The organism is Roseibium salinum, assembly GCF_026240905.1.
GTDB lineage: Bacteria > Pseudomonadota > Alphaproteobacteria > Rhizobiales > Stappiaceae > Roseibium > Roseibium salinum.
In genome coordinates this window covers 387515-407677 of sequence record NZ_JAPEVI010000001.1, presented here as the reverse complement: position 1 = coordinate 407677, position 20163 = coordinate 387515, and the positions used below count along the sequence as shown (strand labels likewise).

Annotated in this window: 16 protein-coding genes and 1 pseudogene; 12 read left to right on the top strand and 5 right to left on the bottom strand. The window is 62.1% G+C overall.

All coding sequences use genetic code 11. The annotated features are described in order from the left end of the window. Positions 1-55 precede the first annotated feature (55 nt). The 12 genes and pseudogenes from ON753_RS01775 (at position 56) to ON753_RS01720 (ending at position 14315) form a co-directional block, all read left to right on the top strand. Positions 56-973: a carbohydrate ABC transporter permease gene (locus tag ON753_RS01775; protein ID WP_265960837.1), complete on the top strand. Its 918-nt coding sequence runs from the start codon at positions 56-58 to the stop codon at positions 971-973. A 1-nt stretch (position 974) separates the two neighbouring features. Next, a complete protein-coding gene (locus ON753_RS01770; RefSeq protein ID WP_265960836.1) occupies positions 975-1952 on the top strand; it encodes a carbohydrate ABC transporter permease in 978 nt (325 codons plus the stop codon). Between the two features lie 15 nt (positions 1953-1967). Continuing rightward, positions 1968-3065 (top strand): ABC transporter ATP-binding protein, encoded by a 1098-nt coding sequence (locus tag ON753_RS01765; protein WP_265960835.1) that lies wholly within the window; start codon positions 1968-1970, stop codon positions 3063-3065. Between the two features lie 4 nt (positions 3066-3069). Further along, positions 3070-3948 carry an FAD binding domain-containing protein gene (locus ON753_RS01760; RefSeq protein WP_265960834.1) on the top strand — a complete coding sequence of 293 codons (879 nt, stop codon included), beginning with the start codon at positions 3070-3072 and terminating at the stop codon, positions 3946-3948. Then, a complete protein-coding gene (locus tag ON753_RS01755) occupies positions 3945-4427 on the top strand; it encodes a (2Fe-2S)-binding protein (RefSeq protein ID WP_265960833.1) in 483 nt (160 codons plus the stop codon). Before ON753_RS01760 ends, ON753_RS01755 begins: the two co-directional genes overlap by 4 nt. Next, positions 4424-6808 carry a xanthine dehydrogenase family protein molybdopterin-binding subunit gene (locus ON753_RS01750; protein WP_265960832.1) on the top strand — a complete coding sequence of 795 codons (2385 nt, stop codon included), beginning with the start codon at positions 4424-4426 and terminating at the stop codon, positions 6806-6808. Before ON753_RS01755 ends, ON753_RS01750 begins: the two co-directional genes overlap by 4 nt. A gap of 1 nt (position 6809) precedes the next feature. After that, positions 6810-7691, top strand: a complete 882-nt coding sequence (locus ON753_RS01745; RefSeq protein WP_265960831.1) for an NAD(P)-dependent oxidoreductase — start codon at positions 6810-6812, stop codon at positions 7689-7691. 23 nt (positions 7692-7714) lie between these two features. Beyond that, positions 7715-8326, top strand: a complete 612-nt coding sequence (locus ON753_RS01740) for a CoxG family protein (RefSeq protein WP_265960830.1) — start codon at positions 7715-7717, stop codon at positions 8324-8326. Next, positions 8323-9507 carry a M20 aminoacylase family protein gene (locus ON753_RS01735; RefSeq protein ID WP_265960829.1) on the top strand — a complete coding sequence of 395 codons (1185 nt, stop codon included), beginning with the start codon at positions 8323-8325 and terminating at the stop codon, positions 9505-9507. Before ON753_RS01740 ends, ON753_RS01735 begins: the two co-directional genes overlap by 4 nt. 357 nt (positions 9508-9864) lie before the next feature. Continuing rightward, complete coding sequence (locus ON753_RS01730; protein WP_265960828.1) at positions 9865-10068, top strand: YgaP family membrane protein; 204 nt, start codon at positions 9865-9867, stop codon at positions 10066-10068. A 16-nt stretch (positions 10069-10084) separates the two neighbouring features. Beyond that, complete coding sequence (locus ON753_RS01725) at positions 10085-11095, top strand: efflux RND transporter periplasmic adaptor subunit (RefSeq protein WP_265960827.1); 1011 nt, start codon at positions 10085-10087, stop codon at positions 11093-11095. Further along, positions 11092-14315: pseudogene (locus ON753_RS01720) on the top strand (efflux RND transporter permease subunit). The gene ON753_RS01725 and the pseudogene ON753_RS01720 overlap by 4 nt, the downstream one beginning before the upstream one ends. Before the next feature lie 177 nt (positions 14316-14492). Here ON753_RS01720 and ON753_RS01715 read toward each other — a convergent pair. The 5 genes from ON753_RS01715 to soxA form a co-directional block, all read right to left on the bottom strand. Next, positions 14493-14939: a DsrE family protein gene (locus tag ON753_RS01715; RefSeq protein ID WP_377047300.1), complete on the bottom strand. Its 447-nt coding sequence runs from the start codon at positions 14937-14939 to the stop codon at positions 14493-14495. A gap of 83 nt (positions 14940-15022) precedes the next feature. Then, a complete protein-coding gene (locus ON753_RS01710; RefSeq protein ID WP_265960826.1) occupies positions 15023-16123 on the bottom strand; it encodes a c-type cytochrome in 1101 nt (366 codons plus the stop codon). Further along, the gene (gene soxC, locus ON753_RS01705) at positions 16107-17381 is read right to left on the bottom strand and encodes a sulfite dehydrogenase (RefSeq protein ID WP_265960825.1); all 1275 of its coding nucleotides are present in this window, start codon (positions 17379-17381) and stop codon (positions 16107-16109) included. The genes ON753_RS01710 and soxC overlap by 17 nt, the downstream gene beginning before the upstream one ends. 23 nt (positions 17382-17404) lie before the next feature. Then, positions 17405-19099, bottom strand: a complete 1695-nt coding sequence (gene soxB / locus ON753_RS01700) for a thiosulfohydrolase SoxB (protein WP_265960824.1) — start codon at positions 19097-19099, stop codon at positions 17405-17407. A gap of 171 nt (positions 19100-19270) precedes the next feature. Next, complete coding sequence (gene soxA / locus ON753_RS01695; protein ID WP_265960822.1) at positions 19271-20122, bottom strand: sulfur oxidation c-type cytochrome SoxA; 852 nt, start codon at positions 20120-20122, stop codon at positions 19271-19273. Positions 20123-20163: the final 41 nt, after the last annotated feature.

Below are 20163 nucleotides of genomic sequence, written 5' to 3'. Positions count from 1 at the left end.
GCCCGTGAGCTGATCTCCAATGGCGGGGCATCGGAGTGAGGGAAGGTCCGGCAGGATGACAACCAACAGTGCTGATACGATCGCGATGGGCCTGCGGCGCCATTTCAACTATGAAGAACGCGTCGCCTTGCTGTTCATCGCCCCGGTCATGGCGGTGCTCGGCCTTGTCGCCGTCTTCCCGATCGTCAATTCCTTTTATCTCAGCTTCTTCCGGATCAAACTGACCCGGCCGAACCGCACGCCCTTCGTCTGGTTCGACAACTATATCGAGCTGTTCAGCGACCAGCTGTTCTGGACCGCTGTCCTGCGCACGGTAAGCTTCACCTTGATGTCGGTTACCGCCATCACGGTGGTTGCGCTTCTGGTTGCACTGCTGCTGAACCAGGATTTCCGCGGTCGGCGGATCGTCAGCACGGTTCTGCTGATCCCGTGGGCGATCCCCTATGTTGCCGATGCCTTGATGTGGAAATGGATCTACGATTCCGGCTATGGCGCGCTGAACGGCCTGCTTTATCAGCTCGATTTCATCGACAAATACATGATCTGGCTCGGCGACCAGGACAAAACCCTGCCGCTGATCGCCAATGCGTTCGTCTGGAAAGAGATCCCGCTCGCCACGATCCTGCTGCTGGTGTCGCTGAAGTCGATCCCGCAGGATCTCTATCAGGCGGCCCGGGTCGACGGCGCCCCGCTGATGCAGCGCTTTTTCCACGTGACGTTGCCGTCCATGCGCGGCGGGTTCATGCTCGTCATCATCTACGAGACGATGATCGCCATCCGCCATTTCGACCTGTTCTTCATCCTTACGGAAGGCGGACCGGGAACCGCGTCGCACGTCCTGTCATGGGAAATCTACGTCGAAACGTTCCGCAACCTGTCCTTCGGTTCGGGCGCGGCGATGTCCTACCTGCTGGCGCTGGTCACGTTCGCGCTTGCCTTCTTCATCATCCGCACCCTGGGCAGGAGACTCTGATATGGAAACGGCTCAACAGATCTCTTCCTACAAGCCTGCCTCCGGCACGATCAACTACAAGCGGCGGTCGATGATGTTCCGCTGGATCCAACGGGGTGTGATCCTGCTCGGGTCCCTTGCCGTGCTGCTGGTGGTCCTCATGCCCGTCGCCTGGCTCGTTTCTTCCTCGCTCCAGACGGAGGCCGAGATCGTATCCGTGCCGCCGCACTGGATTCCCGAAGAACCGACGCTGCGAAACTTCAAGGCGATCTTCAGCGCCGGCAGCGAGGAACCGATCACCTATGAGACCCGCAGCACGCAGGACACCTCCTCCGGCAACTACATTCCCTCCACGGCGCGCAATCTCCTGCCGGCAATGTGGAACAGCTTTGTCGTCGCGGTTCTCGTGGTGATCCTCAATCTCATCGTCGGAATTCCGGCGGCCTACGCAATGGCGAAGATCCGGTTCCGGGGGCGCAACGGCTCGGTCTATTTCATCCTGACGACCCGTGTCATTCCCGACATCGCGCTGGTCGTGCCGTTCTTCCTCGTGATCAAGAATCTCGGACTGCTCGACAACATCGCCTCGTTGGTCATCACCTATCTGGCGATCACGGTTCCCTTCACGGTGTTCATACTGATCCAGTATTTCGAAGGGCTTCCGGACGAACTGGACAAGGCGGCACGGGTCGACGGTTGCTCGCGTTTCCAGACGCTGACGAAGGTGTTCGTTCCGCTTTCGCTTCCGTCGCTGGTGGCGGTGATCCTGTTCGCCTTCCTGACGAGCTGGAACGAGTTTCTGCTGGCGCTGATGTTCACCCAGACCGCCCAGTCGCAGACGCTGCCGATCGTCCTGGCGTCCTTCACGTCGGACTTCACGATCAGCTTCTCGTTCATCAACGCAGCCGGCCTGCTGGCAATCGTACCGCCGGTCATCGTCGCCATCATTTTCGAACGCTACATCGTCTCCGGCCTGACGGCCGGTGCGGTCAAAGGCTAACAGGGAGTTCCGGGCGTGGCACGCATCCTCTTCAAGAACGTATCGAAGCGCTACCCGAACGGTTTCGTCGCGCTCGAGAATCTCAACCTTGAGATCAAGGACAAGGAGTTCGTGGTTCTGCTCGGCCCTTCGGGCTGCGGCAAGTCGACGACGCTCAACATGATTGCCGGCCTGGAGGAGATTACGGACGGCGATCTCTATTTCGACGCCGACAACGTCAACTTCACGCCGCCGCATCATCGTGACGTGGCGATGGTGTTCCAGAGCTATGCACTCTACCCGCACAAGACCGTTTACGAGAACATCGCCTTCGGGCTCATGATGCGCAAGCACCCGAAGCACGACATCGACCGCAGGGTGCGCGATGCCGCACAGCGGCTGGAGATCACGCATCTGCTGGAGCGCCGGCCAAGCCAGCTTTCCGGTGGCCAGCGCCAGCGCGTTGCACTGGGCCGCGCCATGGTCCGTCAGCCAGCGGTCTTCCTCATGGACGAGCCGCTTTCGAACCTCGACGCCGCTCTGCGTATCTCGATGCGTGCCGAGATCAAGGAACTGCATCGCGCGATGCAGACCACCTTCGTCTACGTGACGCACGATCAGGCGGAAGCGCTGACACTTGCCGACAGGATCGTGGTGATGCGCGACGGCGTCGTGCAGCAGATCGGCACACCGGACGAGATCTACGAGCATCCGGCCAACATGTTCGTCGCCTCCTTCCTCGGAAATCCGCCGATCAACTATCTCACCGGCGCGCTTGAATCCGAGGGCGACAAAATTTTCTTCCGCCGCGGCGAAACGCGACTGGAATTCGCGACGGAACGTGCCCGGGCGCTGAGAGACTTCAACGGACGCGAGGTGAGACTGGGTATCCGCGCTGAAGACGTCGATGAGCGTGCCGAAGCCACGCCCGGCGAAGTGATTGCCGGCACCGTGACCTCGGTGCTGCCGGTCGGGTCCGACCAGTTCCTCGGCATGGAAGTCGAAGGCGAGGAACTGTTCTTCCGCGTCAACAAGGACCTGCGCCACAATTACGGAGACCAGATCAAGCTGTCGGCCAACACCGCGCGGCTGCACGTCTTCGACACCAGCACCGAGACGAGCCTGTTCGGGTAACATCATGAAGCCAGCTTCGTTCGACTATCATCGGCCCCAAACGGTAGAGGACGCGCTCGGTCTCCTTGCGCGTTTCGGCGAGACGGCCAAACCGATCGCCGGAGGGCAGAGCCTCGGGCCGATGCTGAACATGCGGCTGGCGCGGCCCCGGCACCTGGTCGATCTCAACGATCTGGTCGAACTCGATTTCGTCCGCGTCGTGGACGGGGTCCTGGAACTTGGCGCCATGACGCGGCACCAACGCGTGGCGACATCGGCGGAGGTGCGGCGCGCCCATCCGCTGCTCGCGGCCGCGGCGGCAACAATCGGCCATTATCCGATCCGTCAGCGCGGCACGCTCGGCGGAAGCCTGGTACATGCCGACCCGGCTGCCCAGATGCCACTCATCGCGGTGCTCGCCAATGCCCGGATCGTGATCGGAGGGGTTGGCGGAATGCGCGAGATCGCAGCGTGCGACTTCTTTCAATCGGTGATGACCGTCGACCTGCGGGCCGGCGAAATCGTCACCTCCGTCAGGTTTCCGGTGTTGGCGCCGAATGCGGGTTGGGGATTCCGGCTCTTCAGCCGCAGGCACGGCGACTTCGCCATGGTCGCGGTCGCCGCAACGCTCGCCCTCGCCGACGACGGCAGGGTTGCGGATCTCAAGGTTGCAGTCGGCGGCGTCGCATCCGTTCCCTTCCGGATCGACCTCGACGCGTCCGTCTTTGCGGGCGCGACGCCGACTGCATCCTGGATCGAGGAGATTTCGGCTCACGTCGCTGAAAGGATCGCGCCGGAGGACAACGCGCTTGTTCCGGCCGAGTACCGGCGGGAACTGACCGAAGCGCTGGTGCGGGACGGGATCAAGGACGCTCTCAGGAATACACAGGTGGAAGCCGCATGAGCGACAAGCGCACCATTACACTGACGGTCAATGGCACGACGCGGGAGGCGGATGTCGAGCCGCGCCGTTTGCTGTCCGACGTCCTGCGCGAGGATCTGGGTCTGACGGGCACGCATGTCGGCTGCGAACACGGCGTTTGCGGCGCCTGCACGGTGCTGATCGACGACAAGCCGGCACGTGCCTGCCTGACTTATGCCGTGCAGATGGAAGGCCACGAAATCACGACCATCGAGGCGGTCGGCGAGGAGACGCTGAGCCCCCTGCAGCAGGCGCTGCACGAGGAGCATGGCTTGCAGTGCGGCTTCTGCACCCCCGGGATCGTGATGACGTTCGAAGCCTTTCTGCGCGAGATGCCGGACCCGAGCGAGGCGCAGGTGCGCGACGTTCTTTCGGGCAACCTTTGCCGCTGTACGGGCTACCAGAACATCGTTGTCGCCGTGCTGAAGGCTGCCGCGGTAATGCGGGAGAAGCGGCCATGACAGCCCGCTCCCAGTTCAACTATATCGGCAAGCCGCTTGCGCGGAAGGAAGACCGGCGGCTGGTTACCGGCCATGGCCGTTATCTCGACGACATCGTCGTGCCGGGCGCCTTGCACGCCTGCTTCGTGCGCTCGCCCCACGCTCATGCGAAGATCCTCGGGATTTCCGTGGAGGCGGCGCACGAAGTGCCAGGTGTGGTCGGTGTTTTCACAGGCAAGGACCTGGCCCAATGGACGAACAGACTGCGCCAGGCGCCGCGGATCGAGGGGCTTCAGCCGACGGAAATCGAGACCTTGCCGACCGACAAGGTCCGTTTCCACGGCGACCCGGTCGCGGTTGTCGTCGCCAGTGACCGCTATGTCGCCGAGGATGCGGCCGAACTGGTTGAGGTCGACTACGAGATGCTGGCGCCTGTCGCCTCGCTCGAGGCGGCTCTTGCCCCGGGCGCAGCGCTTGTCGACGATGCGCTGCCGTCCAACCTCGTCTCGCACCAGAGCTTTTCGGCCGGGAACGTCGAAGCACGGCGCAAGGAAGCCCACGCCGTCGTCGAGGCGACATTCTACCAGCACCGCCAAACGCATGTGCCGATGGAAACCCGCGGCTGCGCGGCGGTCTGGGATCAGGGCCGCGAACACCTGACTTTCCACATCGGCAACCAGGTGCCGCATCCGCTGCGGAGCGCCTTGGCCGGGCGGCTGGGACTGTCCGAGAGCCAGGTCACGGTTATCTCGCCGGATGTCGGCGGAGGTTTCGGACAGAAGATCGCGCTCTACCGCGAGGAACTCACGGTCGCCGCACTGGCCCGTCATCTGAAGCAGCCGCTGCGCTGGCGCGAGGACCGTTCGGAGAACCTGATGGCGGCAAGCCACGCGCGCGAAAATCTTTGCCATACGCGCACCTCCGTCGCCGCCGACGGACGCATTCTGGGGATCGAACTGGAGATCTTCGAGGATTTCGGCGCCTACTGCTTCTATCCGGCAAACTACATGTCGCGCGTCGTCGCGATGATCCTGACCGGGCCGTACCGGATCGCCGATTATACGTTCGAAGTAAAGGTCGCGCTGACCAACAAATGCGGCAACGGCCCGATGCGCGCTCCCATGGCCATAACCAGTTGGGTGATGGACGGTACGATCGACGCCATCGCCCGCCAGCTCGAACTCGATCCCCTGAAGGTGCGGCGGGTGAACATGTTGCGTACCGCCGACCTGCCATACCGCATGGCAACCGGCGAGACGCTCGAGGACATCACGCCTGCCGAGACGCTCGAAAGCGCCGTTGCCAGCATCGGTTATGACGCCTTTCACGAGCGCCAGCGCGCACTGCGCGAAGAAGGCCGCTACATCGGCCTCGGGCTTTGCACCGTCGTGGAATCGACGACTTACGGCTCCGCCTTCTACAAGACCACCGGTATTGCCGGGTCGGGCCACGAGGCCGCCTGGGTGCGTATCGAGCCGAGCGGGGTCATCAATGCCTCCGTCGGTCTCGGCGGAAGCGGACAGGGCTACGAGACCGCGCTGTCGCAGACAGTGGCGGAGGGCCTCGGTGTCGATCCCTCGATGGTGAGGATCCTGACCGGCAATACCGATGTCGCCCCCTACGGCATGGGAAGCCGGGGCGCACGCGGCGGCACGGCTGGTGGCGGCGCGCTCTATCTCTGCGCACAGAAGGCGGCAGAACAGGTGCTGCGGATCGCCGCCCACCGGCTTGGCCTCAATTCGGCGCAGGAACTGCGGCTGCTCGACGGCCAAGTCGAGCGGCGGATCAACAATGAGTGGACCGGGACGGGCCTCTTTCTGACCGACATCGCGCGGACGGCCTATCTCGATCCGACCAACCTGCCGGAAGGAGTGGCGCCGGGGCTCGATTTCTCGCTCACCTACGATCCGCCACCGATGACCTATTCCAATTCCACGCATGCCTGCGAGGTGGAAGTGGATACCCGAACCGGCCGGCTGACCATCTTGCGCTACGTCGTGTCGGAAGATTGCGGAACCGTCATCAATCCGATCGTGGTGCGCGGCCAGCAGCAGGGTGCCATCGCGATGGGGCTCAGCGGATCGCTGTTCGAACAGGTCGTCTACGACGAAAACGGCCAGAACCTCTCGGCGACCTTCGCCGACTATCTCGTGGCGACCGCCTGCGAATTGCCGGAAGTCGAGATCCTGCACAATCACACCCCCAACAAACGCACGCCGGCCGGCATCAAGGGAATGGCGGAAGGCGGTGTCATGGGAGCGATCGGCGCGGTCTCCAACGCTGTCAACGACGCGCTTGCGCCGTTCGGCGTGGCGGCAACGCACCAGCCGCTTTCACCACAATATCTGCGCTCGCTGTTGCGCGGCCGCGCCGACCGAAACCGGCAGGAAGGACAGGACTGAAATGAACGCGACGGATGAACGGAAGAAGGTGGGCTTCATCGGGCTGGGGATCATGGGCCGCAGCATGGCGGGACACATTCTGGAAGGCGGTCATGAACTTCATGTCTACAACCGCACCAGGGCGAAGGCCGGAAAACTCGTCGGGCGCGGCGCCATCTGGCACGACAGCGCCGGCGACGTCGCGGCCGCGTGCGATGTCGTGATCACGATCGTCGGGTATCCGAAGGATGTCGAAGAGACCTATCTGGGAGCGGGCGGGATCATAGAACGCGCAAGAGCGGGAACGATCCTGATCGACATGACGACCTCCAGTCCCACGCTGGCGGTCACCATCGCCGAGAAGGCGGCCGGGAAAGGCCTTTCGGCAATGGATGCGCCGGTTTCCGGCGGCGAAGGCGGGGCCAGAGCCGGCACGCTTTCGATCATGGTCGGCGGGGAGGAAGGCGCCTTCAACGCGGCGTTGCCGTTGTTCAGGCTGATGGGCGAGACCATTGCCCACCAGGGCGGACCGGGTGCCGGTCAGCACACCAAGATGAGCAACCAGATCGCAATCGCGGCAACCATGCTGGCAGTCAGCGAAAGCCTTTCCTATGCCAGGGCGGCAGGCCTTGATGCAAAGCACGTCCTGTCGTCGATCGGAACGGGCGCCGCCTCGAGCTTCCTGCTCAACGGTCTCGGGCCGAAGATGCTCGACGGTGATTATGCGCCCGGGTTCTACGTGCACCACTTCCTCAAGGACATGTCGATCGCGATCACCGAGGCGGAGCGCATGAAGCTTGACCTGCCGGCGCTGGCACTCGCCAAGCGGCTCTATGAAAAGCTGGTGGCCGACGGTTACGGCGAAGAAGGCACACAGGCGATCTTCAGGGCCTACGGCAACTGATATCCCAGGACAGGAATAACGGCATGGAGTTCACTGGCGAACACGTCATTCCCGCACCCGTCGACAAGGTGTGGGCCGGGCTGAACGATCCCGAAGTGCTGCGTCGGAGCATCCCCGGGTGCACGGAGATGCTGCGGACCGGCGAAAACGAATTCACGGCCTCCGTGGCCGCGCGGGTGGGGCCGGTTACCGCGACCTTCAAGGGCAAGGTGGAATTGACCGACATCGACCCGCCCCGCGGCTACACGCTGTCCGGCCGTGGCCAGGGGGGACCGGCGGGATTTGCCAAGGGATCGGCGAGGATCCTCCTGGCGGACGAGGGAGACGGTACGCGGCTCAGCTACACCGCCGATGTCGATATCGGCGGCAAGTTGGCCAGTGTCGGCGGCCGCCTGATCCAGGGCGTCGCCAGAAAGAATGCCGACGACTTCTTTTCCGCCTTTTCCGATGTCGTCACCGGCAAGGCTCCGAGGCCGGAAGCCCAGGCCGCAGGCGTGGCGGCACCGGCCGGAGCGCTTGCCGGAGCGGGCACGGTTGCGGGTGGGCATATCCCGCTGATCGACCGGGTGGCGTGGCTGATCGTCGGCATCGCGCTCGGCATTGCCGGTTCCATTCTGCTGGGAGGTATCCGATGACCATCGCCGAAGACATCAAGGCCCTGGAGCCGCGCCTCATCGAATGGCGACACGATCTTCACATCCATCCCGAGACGGCATTCGAGGAACATCGAACGGCTGCGTTCGTGGCGCGCGAATTGCGTGCGGCCGGCCTGGAAGTGCATGAGGGCATCGGCCGGACCGGCGTCGTCGGTATCCTGCGCAACGGCGACGGGCCGTCCGTGGGGCTGCGGGCCGACATGGACGCACTGGACATCGAGGAGACGACCGGTCTTGCCTATGCATCGAAGATACCGGGAAAAATGCACGCCTGCGGCCATGACGGGCATACCACCATGCTCCTGGGAGCAGCGCTGCAGATGGCGTCCGATCCGCCGCGCGGCACCGTGGTCTTCATCTTCCAGCCTGCGGAGGAGAACGAGGGCGGTGCGCGCGTGATGGTGGAAGACGGGCTGTTCGAACGGTTTCCCGTCGATTCCGTCTTCGGGATGCACAACTGGCCCGGACTGCCAGTCGGTCGCTTTGCGGTCCATACCGGCCCGATGATGGCGGCCCTGGACACTTTCGAACTCAGGATCACAGGCAAGGGATCCCATGCGGGCATGCCGCACCAGGGGATCGACCCGATCCTCGTCGCCGGCCAGATTCAGACCGCATGGCAGGCGATCATCAGCCGGACTCTCAACCCGGCCGACGCGGCGGTGATCAGCATCACCCAGATCCGCGCCGGAGATACCTGGAACATCATACCCGAGACGGTCCTGATCCGGGGAACGGTGCGCTCGCTCGCGCCCGAGGTGCGCGACCGGCTGGAAGCGGAGATGCAGCACCGGGCGAGGCTCGTCGCGGAGACCTTCGGCGCAAGCGCCGAACTCGATTATCAGCGCCGTTACCCGGCCACCATCAACGCGCCGCTGGAAACCGACATGGCCCGCGCCGCGGCGGAAACCGTCGCCGGTCCGCAAACTGTTGTCCAGGACATGCCGGCAAGCATGGGCGCGGAGGATTTCTCCTTCATGCTCCAGGAAAAGCCGGGCGCCTATATCTGGATCGGCAACGGCACCATGGAAGGCGGCCGCAACCTGCACAATCCCAACTACGACTTCAACGACGAGGCGCTCACAACGGGCGTGCAGTTCTGGGTCGAAATTGCGCGGCGTGCCCTGGCGAGAAACAGTCCCGCCGAACGCCTGTCATAGGCGCTCCGCTGCTGAGTTTCACCGAGAACTGATGGAGTGAATGCCCAAGCGCTGGCAAGCTTCGTTCCTATGGAGCGGCACGAAGCCAGGTCATGCCGGCCGTCGAGCATCGAGGCAGAAGTCGCCAGCCGGAAATGAGCTGGTAAGTTCAATCGCCAACTTAAGAAGCAAACATAGCGCTCTGCCAAGCTACCTAATTCAGCGAATTCATAACTAAGAATATTATCGGTCCGGAGCCGCCGCCGTTTGCGCTCTGTCAATGTTCGCCGGGTCGCCCCATGCGATATTTGTGGCACCGGGCCGAGTTGTTTCGTTGCCCGTCAAGAGAACGGGCTGCGGCCCGAGTGGAGATTGGACATGACGGTTGATCGCGCGGTTATGATGTTCGCAGGGGCCATGGTCCTCGTGTCGCTGGCACTCGGCTATTACGTCTCCGCCTATTGGTATCTGCTCAATGCCTTTGTCGGGCTGAACATGCTCCAGGCATCGGTTACGGGCTTTTGTCCTGCGGCGATGATCTTCAAGAAACTCGGCGTAAAGCCGGGCGTCGCCTTCCAATAGAACACGGGCGGATTTTATGACGAGGACTGCTGTGTTGCAGGCCATGCTGATGCTTGGCCTCTTTCTGGGGGCCGGGTCGGTCTCCATCGCGGAAGAATTCATTGCCCGTGCGATTACCGTCCCGGAAACCAAAGCCGTGTTCGCGCAGGTGCGAAGCCGGACGATCGTGCCCGCCAGGGCGCGGATTGGCGGCACGATCCAGGACGTACGGGTCCAGGAAGGCGACGGCGTGAAGACCGGACAGATTGTCGCCGTGGTCGTCGACGAGAAGATCGCCCTCGAACTGGAAGCCGCCGAGGCGGGCCTGAAAGCACTTCAGTCGCAACTGGTGAATGCGCGTACGGAACTGGAGCGCGTTGAACAGCTCGTGAACCGCGGCTCCGCCACGCAGAGCCGGCTCGATCAGGTGAAAACGCAATTCGATGTCGTCACCAGCCAGATCGTCGGTGCACAGGCAGAAATGGCCGCCATCGAACAGCGCGCCAGCGAAGGCGATGTCCTGGCTCCCGACAATGGCCGCGTCCTCACGGTTCCCGTGACCAAGGGCTCGGTCATCTTGCCCGGCGAGGAAGTCGCCAGGATAGCGAGCGGCCAATACTTCCTCCGGCTGGCGATTCCGGAACGCCATTCTGCGCAGCTCCGTGAAGGGGCAAGCGTGGCGGTCGGCTCACGTGGCATGAACCCGATGGCGGAAGACGATTCCGAAGACCGGGTCGGGAAGATCGTGAAGATCTATCCGGAAATCAAGCAGGGCCGTGTCACGGCAGATGTCGAAGTCGAAGGTCTTGGCGACTATTTCGTGAACGAGCGTACGCTTGTTCGGGTTCCGGTGGGGGAACGATCGGTGGTGGCCGTTCCGGCCAATGCCATCGCGACGCGCCATGGTGTCGACTATGTCCGCCTGGTTACCCGGGACGGCGAACAGGATGTTGCAGTAATACTGGGCCGCAAGATCGACAAGGCGGAACCTGGTCTCGTCGAGGTCCTTTCCGGCCTGCGTGACGGTGATCGGGTGTTGCTGCCATGAACCTCGGTATCGCTGGTCGGCTGACGCGCGCGTCCATTGCCTCGCCCCTCACGCCACTCTTTCTCTTCGCCTCTATCGCATTGGGTCTGATCGCGCTGGTCATGCTGCCGCGCGAGGAGGAACCGCAGATATCCGTGCCGATGGTCGATATCCTGATCGAGGCAAACGGATTGACGGCGGAAGACGCGGTCAAGCTGGTGACGGAGCCGGTGGAAACGATCATCAAGGCGATTGATGGCGTCGAGCATGTCTATTCCCAAACGCAGGACGACCGGGTTCTGGCGACAGCCCGGTTTATGGTCGGGACAAGCGCGGATACCGCGATCCTGAGAGTGCACGAAAAGATCCGGGCCAATATGGACCGGATTCCGGTGGGCATTCCGGAGCCGCTGATCGTCGGGCGCGGCATCGATGACGTTGCGATCGTCGTCGTCACGCTGACGCCGAACCCGGATGCCGCCGGAAACTGGACGGCAAACGGTCTGACGAGGCTTGCCCGCGAACTCCAGGTGGAACTCGCCAAGCTTCCCGACATCGGCCTGACATACATCGTCGGAGAACAGCCTGAGGCGGTGCGCATCGAACCCGATCCGGAGAAGCTTTCGCTGCACGGGATTACCTTGCAGCAACTTGTGGCGAAAATCGAAGGGGCGAACAAGTCGTTCCAGGCCGGTCATGTCCGTGAGATGCGCGAACAGCTCAGTCTCGTCGCCGGGGGAACGCTCCAGTCAGCCGCCGAAATCGGCAATCTGCTATTGACCGCGCGGGACGGACGGCCGGTTTACGTTCGCGACGTCGCCAGCATCGGTCTCGCTACAAGTTCGGCCGAGCACCGGGTAACGAACGTCCGGCGAATTGATCAGGAGCTGCAGCGCACGCCCGCCGTCTCCCTTGCCATCGCTAAGCGGCCGGGAACCAATGCGGTGGTCATCGCCGACACGATCATCGAACGGCTTCATGAGGTGCAGGGGGAAATCTTCCCCGGCGATGTGCAGATGGAAATCACCCGCAACTACGGGGAGTCTGCGAACGAAAAGGCGAATGAGCTCCTTTTCCACCTGGGGCTTGCGACCGTCTCGATCGTTATCCTGATCGTGCTTGCGATCGGCTGGCGGGAAGGGCTCGTGACGATGGTCGTGATCCCGACGACCATATTGCTCACGCTCTTCGCGTCCTACCTCATGGGCTACACGATCAATCGGGTCAGCCTGTTTGCACTGATTTTCTCCATCGGCATCCTTGTCGACGATGCGATCGTCGTGATCGAGAATATCGCTCGGCACTGGGCCATGAAGGACGGAAGGTCCCGGACCGGGGCTGCGGTCGAGGCGGTTGCGGAAGTCGGAAATCCGACGATCGTCGCCACCTTGACGGTGGTGGTCGCCCTTTTGCCGATGATGTTCGTTTCCGGCCTGATGGGCCCCTATATGGCGCCGATCCCGGCAAACGCCTCGGCGGCGATGCTGTTTTCGTTTTTCGTCGCCGTCATGCTGACGCCGTGGCTGATGACGAAGTTCGCAGGTCAGGGGGAGGCGGCCACGCGCCGCATCCGGCTCACGGCGGGCCGCTCGGGCGCGTCTACGCGGTCGTCGCACGCCCCCTTATCAGGACCCGGCTCCGGTCCTGGGTGTTCCTCATCCTGGTCGGCATTGCGACCGTTGGTTCTCTCGCGCTGTTCTACACCATGCATGTGACAGTGAAGCTGTTGCCCTTCGACAACAAGGCGGAGCTGCAGGTCGTTGCCGATCTGCCGGAAGGGTCATCGGTCGAAGAGACGGATCGACTGCTTCAGGCCATTGTTACCCGTGCAGCGGAAGTGCCGGAAACCCATTCGTTCCAGACTTATGCAGGAACGGCGTCACCTTTCAATTTCAATGGCCTGGTCCGGCACTATTACCTGCGCATGTCGCCTGAACAGGGCGATGTCCAGATCAACCTGAGCGAAAAGGGCGAGCGGGAGCGGACAAGCCATGAGGTGGCTGTCGATATCCGCAATCGCCTCCAGTCACTCGACCTGCCTGCCGGAACCACGCTCAAGGTCGTCGAACCTCCGCCGGGGCCTCCTGTCCTGGCGACGCTGCTTGCCGAAATCTACGGCCCTGACGCCGACACCCGGCGGGCCGTGGCGGCCAAGGTGCGTGAGGCCTTCGAGGACGTGCCGTTCATCGTCGACGTCGACGATTCCTTCGGCAGCCCGGCCAGCCGGCTCCGGATCGCAATCGATCAGGACAATCTTGAATATCATCGGGTCGAGCAAAACGACGTATTCGACACGATCCGGCGCCTCTATGGCGGAACCACAGTCGGTTATTCGCACCGGGGCGGCGGCCGCTATCCGATCCCGATCCGGGTCAGTCTGGGCAAGAGCGAGAAGGTTATCGACGCAGGCATCCTTTCAACGCCCGTTCCCGCCAATGCGCTGCCTGGCGAACGCGGCATCGTTGAACTGGGAGACGTGGTGTCGGTAACCCAGGAAAGGGCCTCCTTCCCGATTTTCCGCCACAACGGACGCACCGCGGAAATGGTGACGGGGGAGCTCGCAGGCGCGTTCGAGGCACCGGTCTACGGAATGATAGCCGTTGCCAGGGCCATCGAAACGGCGGACTGGGGCGATGTGGCAAAGCCTGAAATCTCTCTGCACGGCCAGCCGGTGGACGAGTCCCATCCGACCCTGTTGTGGGACGGCGAGTGGGAAGTGACCTGGGTGACGTTCCGGGATATGGGAGGGGCGTTCGCAGTGGCGATCCTGGGGATCTACATTCTGGTCGTCGCCCAGTTCGGCTCGTTCAAGTTGCCGCTCGTCATCCTGACGCCCATCCCGCTTACCTTCATCGGCATCATGATCGGGCACTGGCTGTTTTCGGCACCCTTTACGGCAACATCAATGATCGGCTTCATTGCGCTTGCGGGTATCATCGTGCGCAATTCAATCCTGCTGGTCGACTTCATCCAGCATTCCCGTTCGGCCGAACGGAACTTGCTGGAGGTGCTGCTGGAGTCCGGGTCCATCCGCTTCAAGCCGATCCTGCTCACCGCGCTTGCGGCGATGATCGGCGCCGCCGTAATCCTCGCCGATCCGATATTCCAGGGGCTTGCGATCTCGCTGCTCTTCGGCCTTGCCTCGTCCACCATCCTGACGGTCCTCGTCATCCCTGCGATCTACATGGCGTTGAGGGGTGGGCAGGGCAGGGACAGCGAGGCGCAGGAACCCTCGCATTGAAAAGAATGGCCGCGAAGGCGCGGCCACAGGATAACGTATCAATCACGCAATGGACTTGCCGACCTTTGCAGCTTCCACGAGATGGTCACCAACCGGAATTATTCGTTCCGGTGTTGCCGAAACCGGTCAATTTTCCGGTGCAGAAAAAGGCTGTTGCGCAGACTGGCTTTGCCCACCTTAGGGCCGAACGATCGTGTAACCGTCAGCGTCCAGTTCCATCAGTGTGACGACACCCGCCGGAACAATCTCGACATTGTCGAGCAGCGCAATGTCCTTGCCTTCCTTCTTTTCCATCGCTTCAAGGGTGTTGTTGCACGCCTCGAACGACACGTTGGGCATGCTCTGGGCGAAGGATTTCATGCGTTCGGCGACCGGTGAAGTGTCTGATCTCAACATGTGAAGTCCCGCATTGAAGGCGACTATCTTAATTTCGATCTCCTCGGCCATATCCGTGTAGTGGCGCGAAACATTGGCGGCGACGTTGAGAACGGTATTCATCTTCTGCGGGTCGTTGTCGCTGATCTGAAGGGCGAGTTTATGGATACTTTCCTGAGCAACGGCGGCCTGGACAAGCATAAGCATTGCCGAGGCGGCGACCATCACACTGACTGGTATTTTCATCATTTCCTCCCTTTAACGGCGCCGCGTTCGCTTTGCGGCCAAATGCGGCCGATCCGGTTTCAACCGGATCGACCCGCGAAATGATGTCAGTCGACCCCGCCAACTCCCGCAGCCTCATCATCGCCGACGGTCCCGGGCGTCACATCGAGAATGCGGGCCCGCATCGTTATGGTGACCGGGTCCGCCTTACAGTCGGTCATGCAGGGCTCGCCTTTGCGGGCATAGTGCGCCTCTTCGGCCCGGTCGTCGGCGATGAAGTTCTCTTCGTTGGGAAGGCGATGGTCGAGGAAGTTTTCATTGGAAAGCTCGAACTCCTCGTCCTCCACGATATAGTTCAGATAGAGAAGATATGCGGTGAGGGCATAGACGTCGTCGTCCGAAAGAGACCGTGCATTGCCATAGGGCATTGCCCGGCGGACATAGTCGTAGACGGTCGAAAGATACGGCCAGTAGGAGCCGATGGTCTTTTCCGGACGCTCGTCCGTCAGCGTGTCTTCGCCGCCTGCCAGAACCGGCCAGCGGCCGACGCCTTCGCCGAAATCCCCGTGGCACACTGCGCAATTGTCGGCGAAGAGCACCTCGCCCTCGGCGACCGTGCCGGAGCCGACCGGGAGCCCCTTGCCGTCCGGCCTGACGTCGATATCCCAGGCGGCGACCTCCTCCGGCGTTGCTTCACGGCCAAGACCGAGAACACCGCCTTCGCGGGTTGCCGAAACAGGAGCGGGACTTGCGCTCGCCAATTCGGTTTCCGTAGCTTCTTCAGCAGCGGCGCCCTGGTCCTGCGCTTCAGGCGCACTACCGGAGAAGGTGGCCAGATAGGCGATCACATTCTCAAGGTCTTCCTGTTTGCGCAGGCCGGCGAAGGCCATTTTCGTGCCTTTGATCATGTCCCGCGGCTTTTCGAGATAGGTCGTGAGCGATGCCTCATCCCATACCAGTCCGGCTTTGCCGGCATCGATCATCGGCTTGGAGTATTTGAAATCCTCGCCTGTGCCGGCAGTCCGGCCCAGTATGTCGTTCAGATGCGGGCCAACCTTGTTCTGAGCGCCTTCGCCCACGGCATGACAGGCAGCGCATTTCTTGAAGACCTTTTCACCCTTTGCCGCATCGCCGGCGTGAGCAGCACTCAGCAGCGGCACCGCGGTCAGGGCTATGCCCAGGCTCAGGCTTTTAAGAAACTTCGACATTTTCCGCTGTCCCGTCTGCTTTGACATGCCAGGTCTGGATCCCGTTGTTGTGGTAGATGGAATTCTCTCCCCGTTCGGCCCGCAACTCATTCTTGGTCGGCTGGTAGAAGCCGTGCTCATCCATCGCGCGGGACTGGAGCAGAAGATCCGATCCGTCCCAGTCGATATCGAGATAGAACCGGTGCATGGCCTTCGGCAGGCTTGGCCCGTCCAACCGCGCGGTCGTCCAGTTGCGGCCGCCATCAAGCGAGACGTCGACACGCGAAATACGGCCGTTGCCGGACCATGCGATTCCCGAGATAACCAGCGGACCCTTGCCGTGAGGCACCGGTGCCTGAGGACTGGGGCTCGTGATGACGGACTTCGGGTCCATGACCCAGGTGAAGCGGCGTGCCTTGCCGTTTTCGAGAAGGTCGGTGTACTTGGACGTTTCTTCGCGTTGGTGCCAGGGCTGGTCGCCGACCTCGATGCGGCGCAGCCACTTGACCCACATGTTGCCTTCCCAGCCCGGCACGACCAGGCGCAGCGGGTAGCCCTGCTCGGGCCGCAGCGCCTCTCCATTCATCTTGAAGGCGACCAGGCAATCGTCCAGCGCCTTCTCCATCGGAATGGACCGGGTCATGGCCGAGGAATCGGCGCCTTCCGGCATCACCCACTTGGCGTTGGTCTTGATGCCGGCCTCTTCCAGGATCAGCTTCAAGGGAACACCGGTATACATCACGCAGTGAACCATGCCGTGGGTATACTGGCAGCCGTTGAGCTGTGATCCGCGCCACTCCATGCCGGAATTGGCGGCACATTCCAGGAAGTAGATCCGGTTCTCGCGCGGAAAGCGCTTCAGGTCTTCCATGGTGAAGACGAGCGGCGTGTCGACCAGCCCGTTGATCATCAGCCGATGGGCGGCAGGGTCGATCTCGGCGATACCGCCGTGATGGCGCTCGAAGCAGAGGCCGTTCGGCGTGAGAATACCGTCGAGTTCGTGGAGCGGCGTGAAGTTGACCGAACTTTCGGTCGAAGCGGTCAGCCACTCAACATCCCTGCGCACCACATGGGCTTCGAATTCCGACGGCGTGCCATATGGGCGGGCTTGCACGCCGTCGCCGAGATACCGGTTCCACTCCTGTATCTCGGTAATCAGCGGGTCGCCGCCCGCGCGCGCTGAGCCCACGGCGCCTGCGGTAAGTCCTGTTGCCAGACCTGCCTTCAGCAGCGACCTGCGCGACAGGTTGGGTATCGGGGAAGTGGTCTTGTCACTCATGAATGATCCTCATGCTCAAGACATCAGCCGGCAAGTGTCACGGACTGGTTGTCCGGCAATCTGACGACTGGGTTTTTGGAAATATGGCTTTCGACGACGTCCCAGATCGGCGGCCCTTCAGTCTCTTCGTTGACCGAGGCCCAGCCGGCGACGACGTAGTCTCTTGCCGGATCGATTGCTTCGTCCGAAGACAGCAGCGTCATGTTCGTGATGCGCTCACCGATCTCCTTGTCCGGATCGATCGTGTAGCCCATGCCGCCGACACGGACCATGTCGCCGCCCTGCTGGTAATAGGGATCCTTGTTGAAGAGGTTGTCGGCAACGTCTTCCAGGATGTCCTTCAGCATCTGACCGCTCATCGTGGACCGGTAGGCTGCCGGGTAGGTCATGGCGCAGGCGTTGTGCACGTCTTCGAAGGTGATCTCCTGTCCCGGGAGAAGGCTGGTGCCCCACCGGAAACCGGGCGAGAGTGCTATCTGAGCGTCCCGTTCTTCCAGGAGGGCCTGACAGATCAGGTCATCGAACGTGCCGTTGAAATTGCCCCGCCGGTAAAGAAGGTTCTCGGTCTTGCCGAGAACGCGGGACAGATCCTGTTCGTAGGGCGCACGCACCTGATCGATCAGCGCGGCCATCTCCCCATCCGGCGTGATGACGTCGGAGAAGATCGGAATGAGCCGGTAGGCGTAACCGGCGAGTTTGCCGTCCCTGATGTCGAGATCGAGCCGTGAAACGAACTTGCCGTTCGAGCCGGAAGCAATCACCAGCGTATCGTTTACGATCACCGGCTCGGGCAATGCGTCGTGGGTGTGTCCTGTCAGGATGACGTCGATGCCGTCGACGCGGGAGGCGAGCTTGCGGTCGACATCGAAGCCGTTGTGCGACAGCAGCACGACGAGATCGGCACCTTCCTCCCGCGCTTCCTCGACGTGCTTGGCGACGTCTTCCTCGCGGATGCCGAAGGACCAGCCCGGCATCATCCAGCGGGGATTGGCAATCGGCGTGTAGGGAAAGGCCTGGCCGATGACCGCCACCTTTGCGCCGCCGCGCTCGAACATCTTCCAGGCTTCGAACGCCGGCTCGTCCCATTCATTGTCATAGATGTTCGATCCGAGGAACGCGAAGGGCAGGGACTCGATGAGTTCCTGTACGCGGTCCGTGCCATAGGTGAATTCCCAATGGCCGGTCATTGCGTCGGGCTTGAGCGCGTTCATCACCGTGACCATGTCCTGGCCGAGGGTCATGTTGGACGTATAGCTGCCCTGCCAGGTGTCGCCGCCATCAAGAAGCAGCACATTGTCGTCACCGCGCTCGGCACGAATGCGCTTTATGACGGTGGCCACCCGGTCCATGCCGCCCATCTTGCCGTAGCTGCCAGCCAGCGCGCCGAAGTCTTCGCTGGTGAGAGCGTAGGCATCCGGTGAACCTGGTTCGATGTTGTAGAGTTTAAGGAAATCGGCACCGGTGACATGGGGCGGTTTGCCCGCAACATCGCCAATCCCCAGATTGATGGAGGGTTCGCGGAAATAGATCGGTTTGAGCTGGGCGTGGATATCGGTGATGTGCACGAGGGTCAGTTGCCCCTTCGCTTCCATCTGCAGAAGCTGATCCTCGCTCAGCGCCTGTTGCGCCAGCAGCCGGGACCACGAACCAGCCATTCCCGAGCCGAGCAGGGCGCTGGTAGCCGTTGCCGCCATCAGGAATTCACGTCTTGAGAACATTCCTTGCCTCCGATAGGCAGCCAGCCTGCGCTGGCCGTGTGCACGAATTTATGCTTGGCGCCCGGAAATTCCGGGCACCTCGATCATCCAATCCGGATGAATGATTTATGATGCCGCGAGACGGCGGAGGAGCCGGCGCGGGCTGCAGCCGCGCCGGCCACTGGCGGCCGCCTATTGGCGAACCGCCGGCGTTTCGACATCCAGGCCGGTACCGCGCCAGGTCACGTAGACCTCCAGAGCCATGAGATCGTCGGAAAAGGCCGCCGGGAATGCGCCCCTGGTGTCACGGATACAGCCGCGGAAGCGATTGTGCAGCGACACCATTGCGCTCTGTTTCAGACGATAGGTCGGGAAACCGTTGACATTGCCCTGGCTGAGGTGGTCGGCACGGATATAGGTGCCGTTGTAGTCCTCGTGACAGGTCGCGCAGGCAAGGTTCAGCTGGCCCGTGCGGGTGTAATAGAGCTCCTTGCCCTTCTCCCACCAGGCCTTCATGTCGCCTTCGCTCAAGTCAACCTCGATCGGCGTGCCGAGGGACTGATGCTTGATGAAGGTGGTCAGGGACTTCTGGTCCGTATCATCGAACTTGTAGGGTTCGGCACCCATATTGGCTTCGCGGCAGGCGTTGATCTGCAGCTCGATATTGTACGGCTTGCCCGCATCGGCGTTCCATTTCGGGTAGTTTGCACCGAGCCCTTTCAGGAATTCCTCGCCGTCGCCGTGGCACGAAGCGCAGGATTTGCCGGCATCACCTTCAACGGTGTTCCAGATTTCCTCGCCGCGCTCCACATAGAGCATCCCCGGGTTCTGGAAGCTGTCGGCCTCCAGGGCACGGGTCTCCTCGGTTCGGTAGTGCCAGCCGGAAATCAGCTCGTCCAGCGGATGCCCTTCCGGGGCCGCCGTGCGTGTCGTGATTTCCAGTTCGCCGTCAATGACGAGTTTGTCATCCGACGGCCCGCCGGCAAATGCTGCACCTTGAGCGCCGAGCACAATGGCGACGCCTGCTGCTATAGAAAGTCTCATGGATCTGGCCAAATCGTCTCCTCCCGACTTGTCGCGGCTGG